General features: G+C 65.9%; 27 protein-coding genes. 17 read left to right on the top strand and 10 right to left on the bottom strand.

Annotated features, from left to right (window positions below; translation table 11 throughout):
- Positions 1 to 281 precede the first annotated feature (281 nt).
- The 6 genes from QX126_RS23955 (at position 282) to QX126_RS23930 (ending at position 3674) form a co-directional block, all read left to right on the top strand.
- Complete coding sequence (locus QX126_RS23955) at positions 282 to 728, top strand: nuclear transport factor 2 family protein (protein ID WP_315784092.1); 447 nt, start codon at positions 282 to 284, stop codon at positions 726 to 728.
- Between the two features lie 135 nt (positions 729 to 863).
- Positions 864 to 1130, top strand: a complete 267-nt coding sequence (locus tag QX126_RS23950; RefSeq protein ID WP_315784089.1) for a hypothetical protein — start codon at positions 864 to 866, stop codon at positions 1128 to 1130.
- A gap of 179 nt (positions 1131 to 1309) precedes the next feature.
- Entirely contained in the window at positions 1310 to 1750 is a 441-nt protein-coding gene (locus QX126_RS23945; RefSeq protein ID WP_315784086.1) for a nuclear transport factor 2 family protein, read from the top strand.
- Between the two features lie 134 nt (positions 1751 to 1884).
- The gene (locus QX126_RS23940) at positions 1885 to 2814 is read left to right on the top strand and encodes a hypothetical protein (RefSeq protein WP_315784083.1); all 930 of its coding nucleotides are present in this window, start codon (positions 1885 to 1887) and stop codon (positions 2812 to 2814) included.
- Between the two features lie 151 nt (positions 2815 to 2965).
- The gene (locus QX126_RS23935) at positions 2966 to 3379 is read left to right on the top strand and encodes a hypothetical protein (RefSeq protein WP_315714086.1); all 414 of its coding nucleotides are present in this window, start codon (positions 2966 to 2968) and stop codon (positions 3377 to 3379) included.
- A gap of 157 nt (positions 3380 to 3536) precedes the next feature.
- Positions 3537 to 3674, top strand: a complete 138-nt coding sequence (locus QX126_RS23930; protein ID WP_315733970.1) for a hypothetical protein — start codon at positions 3537 to 3539, stop codon at positions 3672 to 3674.
- A 56-nt stretch (positions 3675 to 3730) separates the two neighbouring features.
- Here the strand turns inward: QX126_RS23930 and QX126_RS23925 are convergent, their stop codons facing one another.
- The 3 genes from QX126_RS23925 to QX126_RS23915 form a co-directional block, all read right to left on the bottom strand.
- Complete coding sequence (locus tag QX126_RS23925; RefSeq protein WP_315714401.1) at positions 3731 to 3880, bottom strand: hypothetical protein; 150 nt, start codon at positions 3878 to 3880, stop codon at positions 3731 to 3733.
- 109 nt (positions 3881 to 3989) lie between these two features.
- On the bottom strand, positions 3990 to 4469 hold the full coding sequence (locus tag QX126_RS23920; protein ID WP_315784080.1) for a MaoC family dehydratase: 480 nt from the start codon (positions 4467 to 4469) through the stop codon (positions 3990 to 3992).
- Entirely contained in the window at positions 4469 to 4930 is a 462-nt protein-coding gene (locus QX126_RS23915) for a MaoC family dehydratase (protein WP_315757358.1), read from the bottom strand. Before QX126_RS23915 ends, QX126_RS23920 begins: the two co-directional genes overlap by 1 nt.
- Positions 4931 to 5150: 220 nt before the next feature.
- Between QX126_RS23915 and QX126_RS23910 the strand changes: the two genes are divergently transcribed.
- Complete coding sequence (locus QX126_RS23910) at positions 5151 to 5441, top strand: DUF4282 domain-containing protein (protein ID WP_315714083.1); 291 nt, start codon at positions 5151 to 5153, stop codon at positions 5439 to 5441.
- A gap of 15 nt (positions 5442 to 5456) precedes the next feature.
- Here QX126_RS23910 and ychF read toward each other — a convergent pair whose 3' ends face one another.
- From ychF to QX126_RS23890, 4 genes are all read right to left on the bottom strand, one after another.
- Complete coding sequence (gene ychF / locus QX126_RS23905) at positions 5457 to 6554, bottom strand: redox-regulated ATPase YchF (protein ID WP_315733974.1); 1098 nt, start codon at positions 6552 to 6554, stop codon at positions 5457 to 5459.
- 40 nt (positions 6555 to 6594) lie between these two features.
- Positions 6595 to 7200 carry an aminoacyl-tRNA hydrolase gene (gene pth, locus QX126_RS23900; protein ID WP_315733976.1) on the bottom strand — a complete coding sequence of 202 codons (606 nt, stop codon included), beginning with the start codon at positions 7198 to 7200 and terminating at the stop codon, positions 6595 to 6597.
- A 72-nt stretch (positions 7201 to 7272) separates the two neighbouring features.
- Positions 7273 to 7962, bottom strand: a complete 690-nt coding sequence (locus QX126_RS23895) for a 50S ribosomal protein L25/general stress protein Ctc (protein WP_315733977.1) — start codon at positions 7960 to 7962, stop codon at positions 7273 to 7275.
- A 185-nt stretch (positions 7963 to 8147) separates the two neighbouring features.
- Positions 8148 to 8438 carry an accessory factor UbiK family protein gene (locus QX126_RS23890; RefSeq protein ID WP_315714079.1) on the bottom strand — a complete coding sequence of 97 codons (291 nt, stop codon included), beginning with the start codon at positions 8436 to 8438 and terminating at the stop codon, positions 8148 to 8150.
- A gap of 258 nt (positions 8439 to 8696) precedes the next feature.
- On the opposite strand from QX126_RS23890, the gene lgt reads away from it, so the two are divergent.
- The 10 genes from lgt (at position 8697) to QX126_RS23840 (ending at position 20195) form a co-directional block, all read left to right on the top strand.
- Positions 8697 to 9554 (top strand): prolipoprotein diacylglyceryl transferase, encoded by an 858-nt coding sequence (lgt, locus tag QX126_RS23885; RefSeq protein ID WP_315784077.1) that lies wholly within the window; start codon positions 8697 to 8699, stop codon positions 9552 to 9554.
- A complete protein-coding gene (locus tag QX126_RS23880) occupies positions 9551 to 10678 on the top strand; it encodes a class I SAM-dependent methyltransferase (protein WP_315784075.1) in 1128 nt (375 codons plus the stop codon). Before lgt ends, QX126_RS23880 begins: the two co-directional genes overlap by 4 nt.
- Before the next feature lie 20 nt (positions 10679 to 10698).
- Positions 10699 to 11445 (top strand): peptidoglycan editing factor PgeF, encoded by a 747-nt coding sequence (gene pgeF, locus QX126_RS23875; protein WP_409999119.1) that lies wholly within the window; start codon positions 10699 to 10701, stop codon positions 11443 to 11445.
- A 198-nt stretch (positions 11446 to 11643) separates the two neighbouring features.
- Complete coding sequence (locus QX126_RS23870) at positions 11644 to 12207, top strand: hypothetical protein (protein WP_315733982.1); 564 nt, start codon at positions 11644 to 11646, stop codon at positions 12205 to 12207.
- A gap of 186 nt (positions 12208 to 12393) precedes the next feature.
- Entirely contained in the window at positions 12394 to 13347 is a 954-nt protein-coding gene (locus QX126_RS23865; RefSeq protein ID WP_315735662.1) for a ribose-phosphate pyrophosphokinase, read from the top strand.
- Between the two features lie 1048 nt (positions 13348 to 14395).
- Positions 14396 to 15628 (top strand): benzoate/H(+) symporter BenE family transporter, encoded by a 1233-nt coding sequence (locus QX126_RS23860; RefSeq protein ID WP_315784068.1) that lies wholly within the window; start codon positions 14396 to 14398, stop codon positions 15626 to 15628.
- Positions 15629 to 15753: 125 nt separating this feature from the next.
- Complete coding sequence (locus QX126_RS23855; protein WP_315757368.1) at positions 15754 to 17073, top strand: sugar ABC transporter substrate-binding protein; 1320 nt, start codon at positions 15754 to 15756, stop codon at positions 17071 to 17073.
- A complete protein-coding gene (locus QX126_RS23850) occupies positions 17070 to 18005 on the top strand; it encodes a sugar ABC transporter permease (protein ID WP_315757369.1) in 936 nt (311 codons plus the stop codon). The genes QX126_RS23855 and QX126_RS23850 overlap by 4 nt, the downstream gene beginning before the upstream one ends.
- A complete protein-coding gene (locus QX126_RS23845) occupies positions 18002 to 18826 on the top strand; it encodes a carbohydrate ABC transporter permease (protein WP_315784066.1) in 825 nt (274 codons plus the stop codon). The genes QX126_RS23850 and QX126_RS23845 overlap by 4 nt, the downstream gene beginning before the upstream one ends.
- 274 nt (positions 18827 to 19100) lie before the next feature.
- Entirely contained in the window at positions 19101 to 20195 is a 1095-nt protein-coding gene (locus QX126_RS23840; protein ID WP_315784063.1) for an HWE histidine kinase domain-containing protein, read from the top strand.
- Between the two features lie 6 nt (positions 20196 to 20201).
- Here the strand turns inward: QX126_RS23840 and QX126_RS23835 are convergent, their stop codons facing one another.
- The 3 genes from QX126_RS23835 to QX126_RS23825 all read right to left on the bottom strand — a co-directional run bounded on the left by QX126_RS23835 (position 20202) and on the right by QX126_RS23825 (position 23305).
- Positions 20202 to 21017: an XdhC/CoxI family protein gene (locus QX126_RS23835; protein WP_315784060.1), complete on the bottom strand. Its 816-nt coding sequence runs from the start codon at positions 21015 to 21017 to the stop codon at positions 20202 to 20204.
- 216 nt (positions 21018 to 21233) lie between these two features.
- Positions 21234 to 22439 carry a VWA domain-containing protein gene (locus tag QX126_RS23830; RefSeq protein ID WP_315784058.1) on the bottom strand — a complete coding sequence of 402 codons (1206 nt, stop codon included), beginning with the start codon at positions 22437 to 22439 and terminating at the stop codon, positions 21234 to 21236.
- The gene (locus QX126_RS23825) at positions 22436 to 23305 is read right to left on the bottom strand and encodes a MoxR family ATPase (RefSeq protein WP_315784055.1); all 870 of its coding nucleotides are present in this window, start codon (positions 23303 to 23305) and stop codon (positions 22436 to 22438) included. The genes QX126_RS23830 and QX126_RS23825 overlap by 4 nt, the downstream gene beginning before the upstream one ends.
- Positions 23306 to 23442 lie beyond the last annotated feature (137 nt).

Genomic DNA, 23442 nt, shown 5'->3' with positions numbered 1-23442 from the left:
TGATCGAGCTCCGCAAGAATGGTGCGGGGTAACGGCGACGCGGCGAAGCGGTTCCCGCCTCGCAACCGGCATGACGCCTTGCGCGAACCTTTCGCGCGCGGGGATGACCCATGGGGTGAGAGATGGCCCGAGACATGATCGTGACGCGATCCCGCGCCAAGCTTCCGTTCACCGTACCGGCGCATTGCGCCGGCAGACGGTGACGCAAGTGGTTGACGGCCGCGGGCCGGCATCTCCAGAACGCCATCGCCGACGCGGGCGTTCCCGTCAGTGGAGACAGGATGATCGAGCACATCAACAAGCAGCGCGTGCGCAAGCTGCTCGAGGCCCATGCCGCCGGCGATTTCGACAGCGTGCTGGCGCATTGCACCGACGATCTCGAGCACTTCGCCTCGGCGCCGATCGACATCTTCCCCCATCTCGGCGGCCGCCGGGGCAAGGCCGAGGTGCGGCAGATGTGGGAGACGGCACGCAGCCGCTATGCCGAGGTCCGGCACGAGATCAAGACCATGATCTGCGAAGGCGACCAGGTCGCCGTGGATCTGCGCATCTTCCTGCGCAAGCGCGACAACGACCGCATCGTGCAGTACGACCTCGCGGCCTTCTACACGCTGCGCGACGGCCGCGTCGCCCGCATCCGCGAGATCATGGACACCTACGACCTGGTGCAGCAGGTGCTCGAATGCGATCTCAGCCGGCTGCTGATCGCGGGCACCGCCCGGCCCTGAGGCCCTGCGCGGCGGTTGCGGAGGCCAGCCCTGACCGGCCGATCACGGAAACGTCACCAACGGCGGCGTCGTTGCCTTGAACCTGTGGCCCGGGCTCCGCACCCCATCAACGGTGGTATACGGGGCATCGGTGACATGAGAATAGCATTCCTGGCGATGGCCGGACTGGTGATGGGCGTTGTCGGCGGCGCGACGATCGGAGTAGGGCTTGGACTGGCCTGGATCGAGCTGTTCAACACCAGCGAATTCGAAGGCTATGCGGGCATGCTGGTGTTCTTCACCTTCATGCCGCTCGGCGCCCTGATCGGCGGTATCGCCGGCGCCACCCTGTTCGGCATGGCCGCCTTCCGCGACCACGAGGTCGCGATCGCGCAGCAGCGGATGCAGCACGAAGGGCGTTAGGGGCGCGGCGACCGGCAGCCGCGCGCATTTGTGCAATGCAAAAACAGCCGTTGCGCGCGCAGGTGGCTGATTTATGTGAGGCGTAAGAGAGATAGATTCGGCGCCCCGGCGCGACGTCGTTGCGACGTCGCCTTCAGGCCGGCGCGCCCCCTCGCAAGCCAGTTCAGGATCCCGAGCCGATGACGGAGCACAGCCTCTGGCGTCTGTCGCGCGCATTGCATGGCGCGATCAACGACCGCCGTTTCGATGATTTCGCCGAGCTTCTCGACGACGACATCGACTGGGCCATCTACGGCCCGATCGACATGTTTCCCTTCCTCGGCGCGCGGCACGGCCGCGCGGCGGTGCTCGACGCCGTCAGGCAGATCGCGGACAATGTGAGCATCCGGCGGCTGGAGCGCGAGACCTTGATGTTGGACGAGACCAGCGCGGCGACGATGGTCCGCTGCGCGATGACGGCGCAGGATTCCGACAAGCCGGTCACCGCGCGGCTCGCGCAATTCATGCAATTCCGCGCTGGAAAGCTCGCCCGGCTGCGGATCCTGATCGATACGTTCGATCTGATCGAGCAGACGCTCGGCCGCTCCATCGACCTGCCGCGCATCGGCAGCTTCGCCTGAACCCGCTGCCCCGCGTGTTGGATTGTGGTCGCACTCACCGACAACCCAACAGATCGTGACTGGCGCAGCCATAATTTTGCGCCAAGATTCCACCATATTCCGGCACACAGGTTCGGGCGGCGGGGGTTGCTCTCATGACATCGTATGGTTGCGCGCTGGCGGTTTTTACGGCCGGCTTCGGCCTTCTTGCGTCCGCCGCGCAGGCCCAGACGCTGATGCAGGCGCCGCAACCGCTGCAGATCGTGCCCTGGCAGCAGATCGCGCCGGAGCCAGAGGACGAGGACAAGTCCGAGGACCAGGCCGCAGCGGCCGACCCGATGAAGGACATCAACGTCGAAAAGCTCGACTGGAGCCAGCTCGCGATCGACGACACCACCTTCCTCGACCGTCCCGAAGCCGCCGCCGCGGCGAGGCGCAAGGCCGCCGCAGAGAAAGCCGCCGCGCTCGACTGGTCGAACCAGAACAAGGGCAGCCTCGCCTCGGGCGTGTCGGTCAAGCAGTCGGTGTCGCCGTTCTGGGACGCCCGCGTCGGCGCCGACATGACGGTCGCGCGGCAGCCGACCACGATGTCGGAATTGCTGGCGGAGAAGGCCGAGAACGGCGGCAATGCTCCGCAATCCGGCGGCTCGGCCTGGGCGGCCGTCACCGCGCCGGGCGCCGGCTCGATCTGGGACAAGACCGCCATCGAGGCCCGCGTCAACCCCGGCTCGGATCAAAGCCGGCTGGGCACCACCATCACCAAGGCGGTGCCGATCGATCACTACAATCTGACCCTGCAGAACGGCTACAACGTCACCCAGCAGGGCATGGTGCCGATTCCCGGCGCGGCGCCGAAGACCAGCCGCAGCTTCGACACCGAGCAATCCGCCAGGCTCTCGATCGGCGACACCGGCACCAGCGTCACCGCCGGCCAGACCCTGTCGTCGAGCGACGACAAATGGCTGCGCAAGGTCGGCGCGGAGCAGAAGCTGTCGGATGGTCTCAGCGTATCCGGCTCGGTCAGCGAGACCGCGCAGGGCGGCACCAGCAAGAGCATTTCAGCCGGCTTCAAGCGGAGCTGGTGACGTTCACCATTGCGGCAGGCCGCCACGAATGGTCGAACCATCGCCGCGACTTCGCCGCGGTGCGGCCCAATTTGGCCGCACTGATAGGCTTTGAGAAGTTCGTCGTGCGGGGACACCGCGCTCGCTTGAACGCGAAATGAGGAAATAGCCGATGAATGTCATTCGTCCGGACAAGATCGATGGAACTGAAGCCGAGCTGGATACGGATCTGGCGGCGGTCTCCGAAGTCGAGGCCGGCATTCGTGATTTCGTCCGTAATGATATCGCCTATCTGCGCCGTCCCAATGCGGCCGCCACGGCCGAGGCTTCGATCGATGCCGATGCGGCGGTGAACAGCGTCACCACGCTGATCCAGCGCGTCGCCGGCACCTCCCTGTCGGAGATCGAGAACTTGATCGGGGAGCTCGAGAGCCTGCGCGAGCTGCTGCATGCCGAGGGCCAGCGGGTGCAGCGCGAGATCGCGAGCTATGCGCAGCTCAGCCAGGCGGCGATGAAGTCGACCCGGGCGATCGCCGAGAACGTGACGCAGTGGAAGCGCGCCGCCGACGGCCTGCGCAGCAGCTGAGCGTTCTTTCCGGACCTTCAAGAGGACCGCCGTGCGAGGTATCGCGCGGCGGTTTTCGTCTTTGCAGCGCTTCGCCCTTGAACGTGACCCGGCACTCCCGCGACCAACTCCCGCCCATCTCGTGGCGGGCAGGTTGCGTCAAAAGGGTGTCACTTACATGGAAACGATCCGGCCGGAAAACACCGATCCGATTCCTCTGAGGCCTGAGCCTCAGCGGATCGGGACCATCATGGTCCGCTTCGTCGGTTTGCTGGTGGTGGCGATGGCGGTCATGGTGCTCATCTGGAGCCGCTAGACCGCCTCTACAAACAGGACTGCGTGGTCCGTTCTGGTTAACGAGTAGTTAAGCCGTCACTCGTTGATCGTCGCTGACGTCTCCAGCGAATACGAGCCGTCGGCATAGCCCTTCACGACCATTCCCGTCGCGAGCATCACCGCGAGCGTCACGCTGGCAAAGATAAAGCCGAGGAGTTTCAGACCACCGCGATCTGCCATACTCATCCCCCACATCCTGATCCCTGATTGGCTGTCTTATAGAGTCGGAGTTCAGAATGCGTTAGCGCGAAGTTCGTTCCGCGCCGACAATCCTACGAAGCGTGACCTTTTCGCCTCAACCCTCGTTCCGTCGAGGGACAAAGGCCGATGCCAGCACCGAGAACACCAGATCGCCGTGCTGATTGATGCCGGTATTGCGCGCCTGCAGGATGCCCCACTCCGGGCGCGACGCCGACGCGCGAAGCGAATCAATCTCACTGGAAAAGCTGATCGTATCACCCGCAAGCACCGGCTTGTGCCAGCGCAGATCCCGAAAACCGGGAGAAGGACCTCCGAGGACGATCGGCTCGCCGCGCAAGCGCGCGATCTCCAGGAGGCGCTGATTATCCGCGACGATCAGCTTCATGCAGACGGAGCCGATGTGCCATCCCGATGCCGCGAGCCCGCCGAACAGCGATCGGCGGCCCTCTTCCTCGTCGAGGTGAAAGCGTTGCGGATCGAATTGAACGGCAAAGCGCTTAATCTCTTCGGCTGTGAACGTGTAGGAGCCGAGCTCGCGGCGCTGGCCGACCTGAAGATCTTCGAAAAAGCGCATCAGCCCACCTGCCCGCGGCTCTCACGGCGCTCGACGATGATGGGAGAAACCATCTCGCAAAGCCTCATGCCCGCCTTGTTGCGCACGCTGCATTTGAAGGTGACGATCCCGGTCGACGGACGGCTCCGCGACACCCGCGCTTCCAGAACCTCCACATCGAGCATCAGCTCATCGTCGGGACGCAGGGGCGAGAGCCACCGGACCTCGTTGACGCCCGGAGAACCGAGCGAGGCGGTGCGGCCGATGAAGCCGTCGAACATCATGCGCATCATCAGCGAGCAGAGGTGCCAGCCCGAGCCGGACAGGCCCCTGAGCATCGACTGCGAGGCGGCTTCTTCGTCCAAATGCATCGGCTGCGGATCAAACTCAGAGGCGAAGGCAATGATCTCGTCGCGGGTGACGTGTCGCGGGCCAAAGCTGCCGAACGGGCCTTGCGGAAAATCTTCGAAGGTGAGGGTCATGAGGCTGGGAATGGCTGAAAGAAGCCCGATTGTGGCCGCACTTTGCAGCAATCACAACCGGGCCGCTCGCATGGCTGACGCCCGGTCCAGTCGCACGAGAGTGCCAGAAGGCGCCACACACTGGGACCAACTCGGCCGCCGCGCATGTCGTCTGGCGCGAGAGTCGAGCAGGACTTAAAGACGGATTCGACTTCGATTCGGACGTGGCCGGGGGATCAGGATGTTGGAATTTCGCGATTTGTTCCAGTGGGACCGCTTCATCACGCCCACCATCATCAAGACGTTCTATTGGCTCGTGATTGCGCTGATCATCCTGTCGGGAATTCGCGGCATTTTCACGGGCCTCTCCGAAATGGCAATCAGCCCATTCGGCGGTTTCCTGATGCTGTTGTCCTCGCTCGCCGGAATCATCGTCGGCATGGTGTTCTCGCGCATCATCGCCGAGTTCGTGCTGATCGTCTTCCGTATCAACGAGCACCTCGGCGCGATCCGCGAGCAGGGGCGGATGTAGCCGCCCCACAGGCTCTCAGTTGTTGAAGCGGAAGTGCATCACGTCGCCGTCGGCGACGACATACTCCTTGCCTTCGAGCCGCAGCTTGCCACCCTCGCGCGCGCCCGCCTCGCCGCCAAGCGCGACGTAGTCGGCAAAGGCGATGGTCTCGGCGCGGATGAAGCCCTTCTCGAAATCGGTGTGGATGACGCCGGCAGCCGCTGGCGCCTTGGTGCCACGGTGAATGGTCCAGGCCCGCGCCTCTTTCGGCCCTACGGTAAAATAGGTGATCAGGTCGAGCAGCTGATAGCCGGCGCGGATGAGCCGATCGAGGCCAGCCTCTTCGAGCCCCAAGGTCTCCAGGAAGTCGACGCGCTCCTCGCGCGACAGCGTCGCGATCTCAGACTCGATCTTGGCTGAGATCACGACGGCGACCGCACCCTCTTCCTTGGCCCGCTCGAACACCGCCTGGGAGAAACTATTGCCGTCCTTGGCAGAGCTTTCCTCGACATTGCAGACATAGAGCACGGGCTTGGATGTCAGCAGGCCGAGCATGCCGAAGGCGCGCTCCTCCTCAGGCTTGCGCTCCAACAGCCGCGCCGGTTTGCCGTCGCGCAGCAGCACCAGAGCACGGGTGACGAGCTCGTACTGCTCCTTGGCATCCTTGTCGCCGCCCTTGGCCTTCTTGGACAGGTTGTCGACCCGCTTCTCGAGGCTGTCGAGATCGGCCAGCATCAGCTCGGTCTCGATGGTCTCGATGTCCGCGAGCGGCGCGATCTTGCCCTCGACATGGGTGATGTCGGAATCCTCGAAGCAGCGCACGACATGCGCGATCGCGTCGACCTCGCGGATGTTGGCGAGGAACTGGTTGCCGAGGCCTTCACCCTTGGAGGCGCCGCGCACCAGGCCGGCGATGTCGACGAAGGTCAGCCGCGTCGGGATGATCTGTCCCGACTTGGCGATGGCCGCGAGCTTCTCCAGCCGCGGATCGGGCACGGCGACCTCGCCGACATTCGGCTCGATGGTGCAGAACGGATAGTTCGCGGCCTGCGCCGCCGCCGTCTCCGTCAGCGCGTTGAACAGCGTCGACTTGCCGACATTGGGCAACCCGACGATTCCGCATTTGAATCCCATGACCCGTCCCGCATCCTTTTAGACGACGGCCCGAAGCGCCTCACACGGCGCCAGCGTCGCCCTTGTCCAGAAAACCTTTGGCCTGCAGCGCCAGATGCACCTTGTTGGCGAAGGTGGAATCGCGCCGGCCCGTCAACAAACCTGCATTGTCGGCGACCGCCTCGCACAGCGCCTCGACCCAGGGCATGTCGGATTTGGCGAAGTCCGACAGCACGTGGCCGTGCACCAATTCCTTGACGCCGGGATGGCCGATGCCGAGCCGGACGCGGCGATAGTCGTTGCCGAGATGCGCCGAGATCGAGCGCAGCCCGTTATGGCCGGCAATGCCGCCGCCGACCTTCACGCGCAGCTTGCCCGGCGGCAATTCCAGCTCGTCCTGAAACACCGTGACGTCGCCGACGCCGAGCTTGAAGAAGCTGGTCGCCTCCTGCACGGCGCGGCCGGATTCGTTCATATAGGTCGAGGGCTTCAACAGGATGACGCGCTCGGAGTCCAGCGTGCCTTCCGAGGTCTCGCCCTGAAACCTGCGTCGCCACGGCGAAAAGCGGTGACGCCGCGCGATCTCGTCAACGGCCATGAAGCCGATATTGTGCCGGTTGCGCGCATATTTCGCGCCGGGATTGCCGAGGCCGACAAACAGCAGCATGACGCGGCATCCGCACCCGCCGTCGCTTCGGGAAGCACGGGACCCGCCCGTGCTTCCCGCAAGCGGAACGGCTTACTTCTTCTTGTCGCCGCCAGCCGGCGCCTTGGCCGCGGCAGCGGGTGCCTTGGCGGCGGCAGCCGGAGCAGCGGCAGCGGGTGCCGCGGCGGCGCCAGCAGCAGCCTTCTGCTCCTCACCATAGCCGGACGGCGGCACGATGGTGACGAGGGTGGCGTCGTCGCGCGACAGCGTCTTCACGCCGGTCGGCAGCTTGACGTCGGAGATGTGCAGCGAGTGGTTGATCTCGAGCGCGCTGACATCGGCCTCGATGAACTGCGGGATGTTCTCCGCCAGGCACTCGAGGTCGAGCGTGTGGGTCACGATGTTGACCGTGCCGCCGCGCTTGACGCCCGGCGCGGCTTCCGAACCCACCACATGCAAGGGCACGCTGACGCGGATGGTCGCGCCCTGGCCGAGCCGCATGAAGTCGACGTGGATCGGGAAGTCCTTGACCGGATCGAGATGGAAGTCACGCGGGATCACCCGGTGCTTCTTGCCGTCGAGGGTGACGTCGAAGATCGTGGTCAGAAACCGGCCCGCAAGGATGCGCTGGCGCAGCTCGCGGTCTTCCACCGAGATCGGCAGCGGGGGCTGGTTGTCTCCATAAATCACTCCGGGCACTCTCCCGGCGCGACGCTCTGCCCGTGCGGCCCCCTTGCCGACTGACGGACGGGCGGTCGCCTTCAGTTCTCTGACGGTCGCCATCGTGTTAAGTCCTTGTTTTAAAAAGTTAAAGGCCGCAATGCGGCCCGTTGCTGGACGTCCTTCGGCAAGCCTCCAGGGGTGCGGGGGCCGCGGACGTGGCGGCGTTCTAGCGGCAAACCTGGGAAATGACAAGGAAATGAAGGGGCCGCCTGCCCCTCCCGTCCCAGGGCGACCCGGCCGCGGCGTCAGCCGTCCGCGCTGCCGGCACCCGGCGGCGTGCCGGCCGCGCCGCCCAGCTTGGCTTCCAGCGCCGCGATCCGGGCCTTCAGCGCCTCGTTCTCCTCGCGGGCGAGCCGGGCCATGTCCTTGACCGCCTCGAACTCCTCGCGCTTCACGATGTCCAGGTCGTTCAGGATCTTTTCCGCCTGGTTGCGGATGACGGAATCGACCTCCCGCTTCATGCCTTGGGCGGCACCGGCGGCATCGTTCATCAGGCGGCCGAGTTCGTCGAAAAACCGGTTGTTGGTCTGGGTCATGTGAGAAACTCCGCGTCCCGCGACGAGCACGATTGTGGAAGACAGAATGGCGATCCCTGTCGCCGCCCGCAAGATGGGCCCGTCTTGTCATGCCTTGGTTTCCTTGTCATCGTACTTGTTGCGCCGGCCCGCGGCGCTGGTATGAGCAGCCCTGAGATCACATCGCGCCGCGCCTGTTCATGTGGCGGGGCCCGTTCGAAGCCCGCATCGCCCCGAGGGCTTCCAGAAGCGGGACGCCGTGTCCACGAAAGCCAGTGAATGACGCCTCTCCTCATCGACTTCCCCGTGTTCGATCCGGTTGCGATCGCCATCGGCCCGTTCGCGATCCGCTGGTACGCGCTGGCCTATATCTGCGGCATCGTGATCGGCTGGCTCTACGCTCGCTCGCTGCTGAAGAAGGACCGGCTGTGGGGAGGCCCGGCGCCGATCTCGCTGCCACAGCTCGACGATTTCATTCTCTGGGTCACGATCGGCATCATTCTCGGCGGCCGCACCGGCTACGTGCTGTTCTACAACCTGCCATTCTTCATCGACCATCCGCTGGAGATCTTCCAGCTGTGGAAGGGCGGCATGTCGTTCCATGGCGGCTTCATGGGCTGCGTCATCGCCGTGATCTGGTTCAGCCGCCGCAACGGCCTGCCGATCCTGTCGCTCGGCGACCTCACCACCGCCGTCGCTCCGATCGGGCTGCTGCTTGGCCGCATCGCCAATTTCATCAACAGCGAGTTGTGGGGCCGCACGGCCGATCCCAGCCTGCCCTGGGCGATGATCTTCCCGCGCGATCCGACCCACCTGCCGCGCCATCCGAGCCAACTCTACGAAGCCGGCCTCGAAGGCATCCTGCTGTTCATCGTCCTGGCGATCATGATCCGGCTCGGCGCGCTGAGGCGGCCCGGCATGATCCTCGGCAGCTTCATCGGCCTCTATGGCACGGCGCGCATCGTCAGCGAGCTGTTCCGCGAGCCGGACGAGCAACTCGGCTTCCTCTGGCGCGGCCTGACCATGGGCATGCTGCTGTCGGTGCCGATGCTGATCGTCGGCGCCATCCTGGTGGCACGGGCGCTGCGCAGGCCCGAGAGTCGTCAAGCCACTCCGTCGCTGCAGGCCAATCCGTGATCGAGACGTCTCCGCTCCACACCGAGATCAAGCGACTGATCAAGGCGTCCGGCCCGATGCCGGTCTGGCGCTACATGGAGCTGTGCCTGATGCATCCGGAGCACGGCTACTACATCTCGCGCGATCCGCTCGGACGCGAGGGCGACTTCACCACCGCCCCCGAAGTGAGCCAGATGTTCGGCGAGCTGCTCGGGCTGTGGGCGGCCTCGATCTGGAAGGCGGCCGGCTCGCCGCAGCAGTTCCGGCTGATCGAGCTCGGGCCCGGCCGCGGCACCATGATGTCGGATGCGCTGCGGGCGCTGCGCGTGCTGCCGCCGCTGTACCAGACGATCTCGGTTCACATGGTCGAGGTCAATCCGGTGCTGCGTGAAAAGCAGAAGGTGACGCTGACCGGCCTGCGCAACGTCACCTGGCACGAGAGCTTCGACGAGGTGCCGGAGGGCCCCAGCGTCATCTTCGCCAACGAGTATTTCGACGTGCTGCCGATTCACCAGATGGTGAAGCGCGAAACCGGCTGGCACGAGCGCGTGGTCGAGCTCGACGAGGAGGAGAACTTCGTCTACGGCGCGGCCGCCGATCCGACGCCCGGCTTCGAGCTGCTGCTGCCGCCTCTGGTGCGCGCCGCCCCGGCCGGCGCGATCTTCGAATGGCGGCCGAACACCGAGATGATGGCCATCGCCAGGCGCATCCGCGACCAGCGCGGCGCCGCCGTCATCATTGATTACGGCCATGTGCGCAGCGACGTCGGCGACACCTTCCAGGCCATCGCCCGTCATAGCTTCGCTGATCCCCTCAAGACACCGGGGCTTGCCGACATCACCGCCCATGTCGATTTCGACGCGCTGGCGCGGGCCGCGGAAGCCGTCGGCGCGCGCGTTCACGGCCCGGTCACGCAGGGCGAGTTCCTGCAGCGGCTCGGCATCGAAACCCGCGCGCTGACCCTCATGCAGAAGGCGTCGCCGGAAGTCTCGGAGGACATCGCGAGCGGGCTGAAGCGCCTGACCGGCGGCGGCCGCGGCGGAATGGGGTCGCTGTTCAAGGTGGTCGGCATCTCCGATCCGGCCATTCCGGTGCTGGCGGGCATCAGCGACGAACACACCAACGAGACGACGGGAGGCGCATGATGCTGGTATCATCGGATGTGATGTCCGCGATTCCTGGCCTGCGCCACGCGTTCTTCACCCGCGAGGGCGGCGTCTCCGACGGCATCTATGCCGGGCTCAATGGCGGGCTTGGATCGAATGACGTGCCGGAGAACGTCCGCGAAAACCGCCGCCGCATGGCCGTCCATCTCGGCGTCGCGCCCGACCAGTTCCTCAGCCTGCACCAGATTCATTCGCCCGACGTCGTGGTTGCGACCGGGCCCTGGGACGGCCCCGTCAGGCCTAAGGCCGATGCGCTGGTGACCGCGACGCCGAATCTCGCGATCGGCGTTACCACGGCCGATTGCGGGCCGATCCTGTTCGTCGACCCGCATGAGCGCGTCATCGGCGCGGCGCATGCCGGCTGGAAAGGTGCGCTCACCGGCGTGCTCGAAGGCACGCTGCAGGCGATGGAGGAGCTCGGCGCAGAGCGCGGCCGGATCATTGCCGCGATCGGCCCCCTGATCCGCCAGCCGAGCTACGAGGTCGGCGCCGAGTTCGTCACGCGCTTCCTCGACGACGACGCCGAGCACGCGCGCTTCTTCCTGCCGTCGGTTCGCGACGGCCACGCGATGTTCGACCTCGCCGGCTTCATCCGGATGCGGCTGGAAAACGCCGGCGTGCTGCTGATCGACGATCTCGGCCTCGACACCTATGTCGACGAGCGCTTCTTCAGTTACCGCCGCTCGGTCCATCGCAACGAGCCGGACTATGGCCGGCACGTCCACGCCATCATGCTCGAAGGCTGAAGCTGGGCGCCATTGTGGCCGCATGTGGATTGCTTAACCCTTTCTGTACAACTGAGTGCACTCTGTCCCGATCTGTGGCAGCCGCGACCTAGACGTTAATCGATTTTAACGATATCGCTCCCGACGATGAGGGGAGCGCCGACACCACTTCGACGGATCAGCCGCGCTGCGCAGCACGCCTGCGTTGCCGTTTTGCTGATGACGTCCGCCGCAACGCTCGGCGGCTGCGCGACCAGCAGCGGTGGTCCGTCCAACGCCTATGCGATGGCGCCTGCATCCGATAGCGCCACGATCGCCTTCGAGCAGATCGACGGCCCGCCGCCGCAAATCTTCGATCGCATGGTCAGCGTGCTCGACAGCGAGTCCAAGCTGCGCAGCCTCGCCATCGTGTCGCGCGAGGCCCCTGCAGCGTATCGTGTCCGCACCTATCTCTCCGCCCAGGTCGTCAGCGGCAAGGGCGTGATCGCCTGGGTGTTCGACGTCTACGATCGCAATCAGCAGCGCGCGCTGCGGCTGTCGGGCGAAGAGCCGGTCGGACGCGGCGGCCGCGATCCGTGGAACAATGTCGACGACATGGTGCTTCGGAAAATCGCGCAGGCTGGCTTCAGCGGACTTTCGAACATGCTGAACGGCACCGCGCCGGCCGACAGCGCGCCACCGGCGGCGCCGGCCGCCCGCGGCCCCGCGGTCGCCGCGGCCGAGCCCGCATCGCCCAGATCCGACGGCACCAGCGTCGCGGCCCTCGGCTACACCGACCATTAGGCAAAGAGGCGCAATTTGCGCCGTTCTTGACCGGGAAAAACACCTGTTTGACCGGGAAAAACGCCTGCGGCGGGTTGCCATGCGCGCAGTGTCCTTGATATCACCTCGCCCGTGCAAAACTGCCGGTTCCATGGATAGCCCGATATGCTGAACAAGGTCTCCAGCGAGACGCGAGGAGAATTCACGATGTCGGCCAAGAACGGCTCCATCAAACTCGTCGCCGGCAACTCCAATCCGGCCCTCGCCGCCGGCATCGCCGCTGAACTTGGGCTGCCGCTGACGAAAGCGGTGGTCCGGCGCTTCGCCGACATGGAGATCTTCGTCGAGATCCAGGAGAACGTCCGCGGCTCCGACGTCTTCATCATTCAATCGACGTCCTATCCGGCGAACGACCTGCTGATGGAGCTCCTGATCATCACCGATGCGCTGCGCCGCGCCTCCGCGCGCCGCATCACCGCCGTGGTGCCCTATTTCGGCTATGCGCGGCAGGATCGCAAATCGAACTCGCGCACGCCGATCTCGGCCAAGCTCGTCGCCAATCTGATCACCCATGCGGGCGTCGACCGCGTCATGACGCTCGATCTGCACGCCGGCCAGATCCAGGGTTTCTTCGACATCCCCACCGATAACCTTTTTGCCTCGCCGCTGATGGTGCGCGACATCAAGGATCGCTTCGATCTCTCCAGCCTCATGGTCGTCTCGCCGGACGTCGGCGGCGTGGCGCGCGCCCGCGGCTTGGCCAAGCGCATCAACACGCCGCTCGCCATCGTCGACAAGCGCCGCGAACGTCCCGGCGAATCCGAGGTCATGAACGTGATCGGCGACGTCTCCGGCCACACCTGCATCCTGATCGACGACATCGTCGATTCCGGCGGCACCCTGGTGAACGCGGCGGATGCGCTGCTCAAATACGGCGCCAAGGACGTCTACGCCTATATCACGCATGGCGTGCTCTCCGGCGGTGCCGCGACTCGCATCACCTCGTCGCGCCTGAAGGAGCTCGTCATCACCGACTCCATCATGCCGACCGAAGCGGTCCGCAACGCGCCCAACATCCGCACGCTGGCGATCGCGCCGCTGATCGCCGAGGCGATCGGCCGCACCGCGGCGGAAGAATCGGTGTCGAGCCTGTTCGACTGACCTCGGTTGTCTGCGAACGTCGCCTCATCCTTCTCGCGCTAGAACTCGATTTGGCCACCCTCCTCTGGAGGGGGAGGGTCGATCGCACGCGAAGCGGGCGAGCGGGGTGGGGTGATCTCTCCGCAGGCTCTGGTGCAAGTGGAGAGATCACCCCACCCCGCCTCACGTCTCGCTTCGCTCGTCGTGAGGCGACCCTCCCCCTCCAGGGGAGGGTGGACAGCTTGCCCCGTACGCCGTCATTGCGAGGAGCGCAGCGACGAAGCAATCCAGGGTGCCTCAACGGAGAGATCCTGGATTGCTTCGCTGCGCTCGCAACGACGCCCGCGGTGTCTTTCATGGCAACATTGTCTGCCGACATCTGGAGATACAGCTCCGCGATCTCGCGACGCATTTTGCGTCCGAGCTTTGCTCATCGTGCCGCCCTCACGAGATGAAGGGCGCAGGGAAGGCCGGGCGCTGGCCGCGCCCGTGGCCCGCCTGCTGAAAAAAATGCAGGCGGCAGGTACCACAGGTCTGGCCGAACACACCCGGCCCTCCCTGCGCGATGGCTTTAACGGCTGCTTCGCGTTCTCCCCGGTGCACCGGCTTTTGGCCACCGTGCGCCCCATGCGCTTTAAGCGCATGACGCGGGATACCAGCATCGGGGTATCAGGACCGCGCGACTTGACCGTGCGTGCCGAGTTGTTCGTCGGCGCGAAAACGCGCTGCAACCCGACCCGCCCATCGCATTCCGCTGCCGACGTCCATGACGACCGCGATACGTCCCCTCCGACGCAACGGAACAAGCGGGACCATAATGCTGATTTGGCGAACTCGACAAGCGATTTATTTTTATCCGAAGGGCTGGACAGGATTCAGGGAGACGAGCTGATTTTGGTCGACGGGCAGCATTGGAGCCAACCAGCAGCCGACGGCGAGGATGCATTCGGCGGATTAGCGCAGCGTCATCCGCCAATCAGCCCCCCGCCTTGCACGCCCCGTCCGCTTCGGCCAACATCCCCCACGACACCAACGACAACAACAAGAACCCCGCCCGAGCCGCCTTCCCATGTTCAGCGCCATCGAACGTCCCGCAGGCCCGCCGCCGGCAGCGGGGCAGATCACCAGCGATTTGGGCCCACTCTATGTGTCACACGGCTTCATCGGCTGGCTGTTCGCGATCACCGGACCGGTCGCCATCATCCTGTCGGTCGGCGCCAATGGCGGGCTGTCGCAAGGCGAAATCGCGTCGTGGATCTTCGGCGTGTTCTTCATCAACGGCCTGATCACGCTTGCGCTGTCGTGGCGCTATCGCGAGCCGTTGGTGCTGTTCTGGACCATTCCGGGCACCGTCCTGGTCGGCCAGTCGCTGACGCATCTCAGCTTTCCGCAGGTGGTCGGTGCATTCTACGGCACCGCGCTGTTGATGCTGGTGCTCGGGCTCACCGGCTGGGTCAAGCGCGCGATGCAACTGGTGCCGATGCCGATCGTGATGGGCATGGTCGCCGGCGTATTCCTGCGCTTCGGCCTCGATCTCGTCCGCGCCGTGTTCGCCGACTTCGCCATCGCCGGGCCGATGGTCGTCGCCTGGCTCTTGCTGACCGCGCTGCCAGCGCTCGGCCGGCGCTGCCCGCCGATCATCGGCGCGCTCGTCATTGGCACGCTCGCAGCCATCCTGTTCGGCAAATACGACCAGAGCGCGTCGCTGCAAATCGCGCTGATCCGGCCCGTGATCCAGACGCCGTCCTGGTCGCTGGCGGCGATGATCGAGTTGATCGTGCCGCTCGCGGTTACCGTGCTGGTGGTGCAGAACGGCCAGGGCTTTGCGGTGCTGACCGCCGCCGGCCACACGCCCCCGGTCAATGTGGTGACCGTGGCCTGCGGCATCGGCTCGGCGCTCGCGGCTGTCGTGGGCGGCGTGTCGACCTGCCTGACCGGACCGACCAACGCCATCGTCGTCTCCGGCGGCGAGCGCAAGCGCCACTATACCGCGGCGATGGTCGTGGGCGTGCTTGCGCTCGGCTTCGGCCTGCTGGCGCCGACCTTCACCACGCTGCTGCTGATCGCACCCAAATCATTGATCACCGCGCTGGCCGGCCTCGCCATGCTGCGCGTGCTGCAGACGGCGTTCGTGACGGCGTTCAAGACGAACTTTTCTCTCGGCGCCCTGATCGCCTTCCTCGTCACCGTCGCCGACGTGCCACTGCTCAACATCGGCGCTGCGTTCTGGGGGCTCGTCGCTGGCTTTGCACTGTCGTGGCTGCTGGAGCGGGCGGATTTCACAGCCGCATCGGGCGCATAACGGATTGCCGCATCGCACCACGCGCGGTCGTCGCATCCCCAGTCGAACGGGCACCATGCTGTTGCAGCGCCGCTGGATCGCGCTACACTTCACGACCAAACAAGAAGTCTTCCGGGAGGATACCAATGACCGCGATCACGCGTCGCAACATGCTTGCGGGCACGGCAGCAGCAGGCGCGCTGGCGCTCACCGGCCAGCCGGCCTGGTCTGAGCCGCAGTGGAAGAAATATGCCGGTACCAAGCTCGAGGTGATCCTCGCCAAGGGGCCGCGCGGCGACAATCTGCAGAAGAACATCAAGGAATTCACCGCGCTGACCGGCATCGAGGTGGAATCCGAGCAGATCCCGGAGCAGCAGCAGCGACAGAAGGTCGTGATCGAGCTGTCGTCGGGCAAGCCGAGCTTCGACGTCGTCCATCTCAGCTATCACGTGCAGAAGCGGCAGTTCGAGAAGGCCGGCTGGCTCGCCGACATCACCGACTTCATGAAGGATCCGAACCTCACGGCGCCGGACCTCGTGCAGAGCGATTTCTCCGCCGCCGGCCTGACTTACGCCAGCAACGACAAGGGCCGGATGTTCTCGCTGCCATGGTCGGTGGACTACTTCATCCTCTACTACAACAAGGAGCTGTTCGCGAAGAAGGGCGTCGAAGTGCCGAAGACGCTCGACGAGATGGTCACGGCGGCGCAGAAGCTGACCGATGCCAAGGACGGCACGTTCGGCTTCGTCGGCCGCGGCCTGCGCAACGCCAACATGACGCTGTGGACGAACTTCTTCCTCAACTATGGCGGCGAGTTCCTGGACGCCAAGGGCAACATCCTGACCGACGGCCCGGAGGCCGTCGAGGCGACCAAGCTGTATCAGAAGCTGCTGACCACCTGCGCGCCTCCGGGCGTGGCCGGCTTCAACTGGATGGAGTCGATGGCCTCGTTCACGCAAGGCCGCTCGGCGATGTGGATCGACGGCGTCGGCTGGGCGCCGCCGCTGGAGGACGCCAATGCCTCGCGCGTGGTCGGCAAGGTCGGCTACACCGTGGTGCCCGCCGGACCGAAGGGACAGTACTCGGCGACCTATGGCGACGGCATCGGCATTGCGGCTGCGAGCAAGAACAAGGAAGCCGCCTGGCTGCTGTGCCAGTGGCTGGTGTCGAAGCCGCAAGGCGCCCGCCTGGTGCAAGCCGGCGGCGGCGTACCGTTCCGCAACTCGGTGCTCAACGATCCCGGAGTCCAGGGCGGCGTGAAGATGCCGAAGGAGTGGCTGCAGTCGGCGATCGACTCCGGCAAGATCTCTAAGCTCGGCCTGCCCGTGATCATCCCGGTCGCCGAATTCCGCGATCTCGTCGGTGCTGCGTTGACCGCCACGCTGTCGGGCGCCGATCCCGCGACCGAGCTGAAGAAGGCGCACGAGCAGTTCCGCCCGATCCTGGAGCGCAGCGAGAAAGCGTGAGCACGATCGTCGAACAGGCCGGCGCGGCAGCGGACGCCGCTGCGCCGGAACGCGCGTTGCGGCCGCCGTCGTACTGGCCGTTCGTGGTGCCGGCGCTGGTCACCGTGCTCGCGGTGATCATCTTTCCCTGGCTGTTCACGATCTGGATGAGCTTCCAGGAGTGGAAGGTCGGCTCACCCACGACCTTCGTCGGGCTGTCGAACTACCTGCGGCTGCCGGCAGATCCACGCTTTGTCGAGTCGGTCGGACACACGCTGTCCTACACCGCGCTGTCGGTGCTGCTGCCGCTGGTGCTCGGCACCTTCGCCGCGGTCGTCTTCCACGCCCGCTTTCCCGGGCGCGGGCTGCTGCGCGCCCTCTTCATCATGCCGATGATGGCGACGCCCGTCGCGATCGCGCTGGTGTGGACCATGATGTTCCACCCGCAGCTCGGCATCCTGAACTATCTTCTGTCGCTGGTGGGCCTGCCGCCACAGCTCTGGGTGTTTCACCCGGGCACGGTGATCCCCTCGCTGGTGCTGGTCGAGACCTGGCAGTGGACGCCGCTGGTCATGCTGATCGTGCTCGGCGGCATCGCCTCGCTGCCGACCGAACCGTATGAGAGCGCGCAGATCGACGGCGCCAGCACCTGGCAGATGTTCCGCTACATCACGCTGCCCTTGATCATGCCGTTCCTGTTCATCGCCGCGATGATCCGCGCCATCGACGCCATCAAGAGCTTCGACATCATCTTCGCGATCACCCAGGGCGGGCCGGGCTCGGCGTCGGAGACCATCAACCTCTATCTCTACAGCGTCGCCTTCGTCTATTACGACCTCGGCTATGCCTCGGCGATCGCGGTGGTGTTCTTCGCGCTGATCATCGCGCTGACTGCGCTCTTGCTGGTGCTGCGTCGGCGCGCACAGTGGAATGCGCTGGGGAGCGACGCATGAGCGCGCAGACCATCCTCGGCCGGCTCGGCCTCGCGCTCGGCGTCTTCCTCATCGTCTCCCCGGCGATCCTGTTCTTCCTCTGGATGATCTCGCTGTCGGTGAAGTTCGAGGTCGACAACGCCGCGTATCCGCCGGTGTTCTGGCCGGAGCATTTCGCCTGGAAGAACTACGGCGACGTGCTGTCGTCCAACCGCTTCTTCACCTATTTCAAGAACAGCCTGCTGGTGACCGGCGGCGCGACTTTTCTCGCCATGCTGGTCGGCGTGCCCGCCGGCTACGGCATCGCACGGATGGCCGCGCATAAATCGGCGATCGTGATCCTGATCGCGCGCATCACGCCCGGCCTGTCGTACCTCATCCCGCTGTTCCTCTTGTTTCAGTGGCTCGGCCTGCTCGGCACGCTGTGGCCGCAGATCATCATCCATCTCGTCGTCACCGTGCCGATCGTGATCTGGATCATGATCGGCTATTTCGAGACCACGCCCATCGAGCTCGAGGAAGCCGCGCGCATCGACGGCGCAACGCGCTGGCAGGTTTTCCGCCACGTGGCATTGCCGGTGGCGAAGCCCGGCCTGGCGGTCGCCTTCATCCTCGCGGTGATCTTCTCCTGGAATAATTTCGTGTTCGGCATCGTGCTGGCCGGACGCGAGACCCGCACCTTGCCGGTCGCGGTCTACAACATGATCTCGTTCGATCAGCTCTCGTGGGGGCCGCTCGCGGCGGCGGCGCTGATCGTGACCCTGCCGGTGCTGCTGCTGACCGTGTTCGCACAGCGGCAGATCGTGGCCGGCCTGACGGCGGGTGCGGTCAAGGGGGGCTGACGGGTATAATGCATACCAAAGAGAACCTGCGGCGGAATGCCGAACTTGCCTTGGTCAGGCCATAGTCTACCACTTGGTTACCTGCGTGGAACCGGGATTCGCCCCGCCCCTGAAGCGCGGCGATGGCCGCGTTGATGGCTTCATCTCGTCTCTGCGCCGGCTTCGTTCCAGCCGAATACCACTGCGCCGCACGATCGACCGCCTCCGGATTTGCGCTCCGTCCGGTCCGTCTTGCAACCTGTCACCGGCTGAACGCCCGACCGACGAAAGCTGCATGACGTCCGATCGCGACGCCTCCGCGCCAGACCGATTGACTGCCCTGTTGCAGACCGAGCTGCTCGACTCGCCGCCGGAGCCGGGCTTCGACCGCGTCACGCGCCTGACCACGCGGCTGTTGCAGGCCCCAGCGGCGATCATCGCGCTGGTCGATCGCGACCGGCAGTTCTTCAAGAGCTCGGTCGGCCTGTGCGAGCCATGGGCGTCGCTGCGCGAGACGCCGCTCAGCCACTCCTTCTGCCAGCACGTCGTGACCTCGGCGCAGCCGCTGGTGATCAGCGACGCCAACGAGCATCCGCTGGTGAAGGACAATCTCGCGGTACCGGTTCTCGGCGTGATCGCCTATCTCGGCGTCCCCCTGCGGCTGCCGAGCGGCGAGGTGATCGGCGCGCTCTGCGCCATCGATCACGAGCCACGGCCGTGGAGCGACGACGACATCGCCCAGCTCACCGAGCTCAGCGAGATCGTGATGGACGAAATCGCACTGCGCACCGAGAATGCGCGGCGGCGCACGGTCGAGCAGCACCATCGCGTGCTGGTCCACGAGCTCAATCACCGCGTCAAGAACACGCTGGCGCTGGTCGACAGCGTCATCGCGCTGAGCATCCGCGCCGATTCGGCGCTGGCCGAGTTCGGCGAGGTGCTGCGCGGCCGCATCGCGGCGCTGACGCGCAGCCACGCGCTGGCGCTGGATCGCGGCCGCGAAGCGATCGCGCTCAATGAGCTGGTGTGCGCCGAGCTGGCGCCGTTGCAGTCCGACCGGATCGCCGTCGACGGCCCCGCCCTGCAGCTCGCGCCGGGCATCGCGCTGTATCTGTCGATGGGCCTGCACGAGCTCGTCACCAATGCGGTGAAGTATGGCGCGCTGTCGAACGATGCGGGTCGCGTGACGCTGGGCTGGACCCATGCCGACGGACGGCTCAAGCTGTTCTGGCAGGAGAACGGCGGGCCGGATGTCTCCCCGCCCGCACGCAACGGCTTCGGTTCGCTGCTGTTCGAGCGCATTCTCGGCGCCGCGCTGAAGGGCGAGGTCACGCGCGACTTCGCGCCGGACGGGCTCAGGGTCTCGTTCGACCTGCCGCTCGCGCCGTGACGGAATTCAGCCGCGCTGGCCGCGACGCCGCACCTGAGTGATCTCGGCCAGAATCGACATCGCGATCTCCTCCGGCGTGATGGCGCCGAGATCGAGGCCCGCCGGTGCCTTGACCTTGTCGAGCAGCGCGGCGTCGATGCCGTCCTTGATCAGCTTGTCGCGCAGGCTGTCCATCTTGCGGCGGCTGCCGACGAAGGCGTGGTAGGCCGCATCGCAGGCGAGTGCGGCGCGCAAGGCCGCCTCGTCGCCCTTGCCTTGCGTCGACACCACGACGAAGCGGCTGCTCCCGGCCGGTTGATCCAGCGCGAAGCCATCGATCAGCACATCGGCCTCTGGTGTCGTGACGAGATCGGACGCCGGCGTCGCCAGCGTCACGTGATAGCCGAGCGGCCGCGCCTGCGCGGCGAGCGACAGCGCCACCGGGCTCGCGCCTAAGATCACCAGCGCGGGATACGGCAGCACCGGCTCGACGAAGATGTCCATCGTACCCTTGCTCGGGCACATGTTGGAAGCGAAGCGCACGCCCTCTTTCATCTCACCCGGCTTGACGCCGAGCTCGGCGAGCAGGTCGTCCGGCTGCACCGAGACCATGCGCGGGACACCGTCGGCGAGCGCCTCGCGCGCCGCCTTCAGCACCGCGCCGCGGGCGCAGCCGCCGCCGATCCAGCCCGCGACGATGCTGCCGTCGGGGCGGATGATCGCCTTGGCGCCGGCCTTCGCGGCGGTCACCGACACCGTACGGACGACGGTGGCGAGCACGAAGCTTTCGTCGGCAGCTTTCAATTGGGCGGCGAGATCGAGCAGTTCGGAGGAGGTGGTCATGGGTGCCTCCTCTGGCGCACGTTCGAGGCAGTCTGCAGCAGCACTGAAGGTCTGTTCCCTCCCCCCTCGTAGGGGAGGGTTAGGGAGGGGGGCGTCTTGCACCGAACTCGGGGTGCCCCCCTCCCCAGCCCTCCCCCACAAGGGGGGAGGGAGCCGACCGCCGATGCCGAGGCAGTCTGCGTCAACAACACTTCAGAGCGGCTCACCCTCGTCATCTCACAACCTCGCCAAATAAGGCTCGAGCGCCGCGAGCGAGCCCAGCGTATGCGCGGGCGCGTAGAGATCGACATGCGGCAGCGCCGCCTTGATGCCGCGGGCTTCCGGCGCGTAGCCGTGCCAGCCGAGCATCGGATTGAGCCAGACGATACGGCGGCAACGGCGTCGCAGTTGCGCCATCTCGCGGCCGAGCAAGGCTGGATCACCGGTGTCGTAGCCGTCGGAGACGATCATCACGCAGGTGCGCGAATGGATGACGCGCGGCGCGTGCCAGCGGTTGAAGGTCGCTAGGCTTTCGCCGATCCTGGTGCCGCCGCCGGCGCCCTGCGCCATCATCGACAGCCGATCCAGCGCCCGCGCGGCATCCCTCTCCTTCATCGCATCGGAGACGTGAACCAGCCGGGTGTGAAACAGGAACGCTTCGGCCTCGCGGAAGGCGTCGAGCACGCCGTGGATGAAACGAACAAACACCGACGTATAGGGGCTCATCGAGCCGGAGGCGTCGAGCAGCACCACCAGCCGCAGCGGCTTCGGCTTGCGGCGGCGATACACCAGCGCGATCGGCACGCCGCCATGGCTGATGTTGCGGTGGATGGTGCGGCGCAGGTCGAGCCGCTCGCCCTTGCGCCGCAACTGATCGCGGCGCGTCAGCCGTGTCCGCATCGCCTGGGCGAGCCGCGCCGCCGCCTCATGCGCCAGCGCGACCTGGTCGGGATCTGCGAGCTTGCGGAAGTCGGTATCGCTGATGGACTCCACGCGCGAGGCACCTTCGCGGACGCCCTCGCCGCCCGCCTCGCGTGGGGTTTCGTCAGAGGGAATCTGATCGGTCGGGCCGTGATGCCCCTGCCGAGCAGCATTCGCATCCTGCAGACTCTTCAGGGACGGGCTGTTCGCCGATTGCGGCGACCCTGCCGTCAGAACGCGCGAGCGCACGCGCTTGCCGAGCCAGAACGCGTCGAACAGGCCGTCGAAGCGATCCCACTCGCTCTTGCGCGCCGAAAACAGGTGCTTGAAGGCGGAGCGCAACAGGCCGGGCCTGTCGGCATAGCCTGCGGTCATCACGGCCGCCGCATCCTGCCCCTCCGACAGGCCGACCGCAAAGCCGTTGTCGCGCAGCGTCTTGAGAAATGCACTGAGGCGTCCCGCGACCAGCCGCGCCACCGCGTCCATGTCCTCATGATCAGGCGTGGCGCCGCAGCAGCTCATGCGACCTTCCCCAACAATCGCGCGGCGACCTCGCGGGTGATGTGGCAGCGGTCCTCATGCGTCTTGAGCAGACACATCAAGGTGTCATGCACGACCTCCGGCTGGTCCTCGAGGTCGCGCACATCGAGCCCGACCAGCGCGGCTGCCCAGTCCAGCGTCTCGGCCACACCCGGCACCTTGCGCAGCTCTTCTTTTCGCAGGCCCTCGACCAGGCGCGCGATCTGCAGCGCAAGCGACGCCGACGCGCCATCGATCCGCGCCAGGATGATGCGGGCCTCGCGATCGACATCGGGATAGTCCACATAGTGATAGAGGCAGCGCCGGCGCAGCGCGTCCGACAGCTCGCGGGTGCCGTTCGAGGTCAGCACCACGTGCGGGATGCTGATGGCTTTGATGGTGCCGAGCTCGGGAATCGATATCTGGAAGTCCGACAGGAGCTCCAGCAGGAACGCCTCGAATTCGTCGTCGGCGCGGTCGATCTCGTCGATCAGCAGCACCGGCGGCGTGGCGCGGCGGATCGCTGCAAGCAGTGGCCGCTCCAGCAGATACTTCTCGGAGAAGATCTGGTCCTCGATGGTATCCGGCTGGCCGCGATGCGCCTCGATCGCAAGCAGCTGGCGCTGGTAGTTCCACTCGTACAGCGCGGAGCTCTGGTCAAGACCCTCATAGCATTGCAGCCGGATCAGCTCGGTGCCGTGCACGCAGGCGAGCGCCTTGGCGACCTCGGTCTTGCCGACCCCGGCCTCGCCTTCCAGCAGCAACGGCCGCTTGAGCAGATGCATCAGCGCGATCGCAGTCGCAAGCTCGCCATCGGCGATGTAGCCGCAGGCGGAGAGCGATTGCGCGATGTGGTCGCGGGTCTTCATGTCAAGTTCGACTGCTGCGTCATCGGAGGTGAACTCCCCTCCCCCTTGTGGGGAGGGGTTGGGGGTGGGGATCTCCACGCACACTGCCCGTGGGGTACCCCCCTCCCTAGCCCTCCCCCACAAGGGGGGAGGGAACG

Origin of the sequence: Bradyrhizobium sp. SZCCHNPS1003, assembly GCF_032381555.1 — a bacterium.
GTDB lineage: Bacteria > Pseudomonadota > Alphaproteobacteria > Rhizobiales > Xanthobacteraceae > Bradyrhizobium.
The sequence above is the reverse complement of the archived record's forward strand: the minus strand, read 5'-3'. Positions and strand labels throughout refer to the sequence as shown.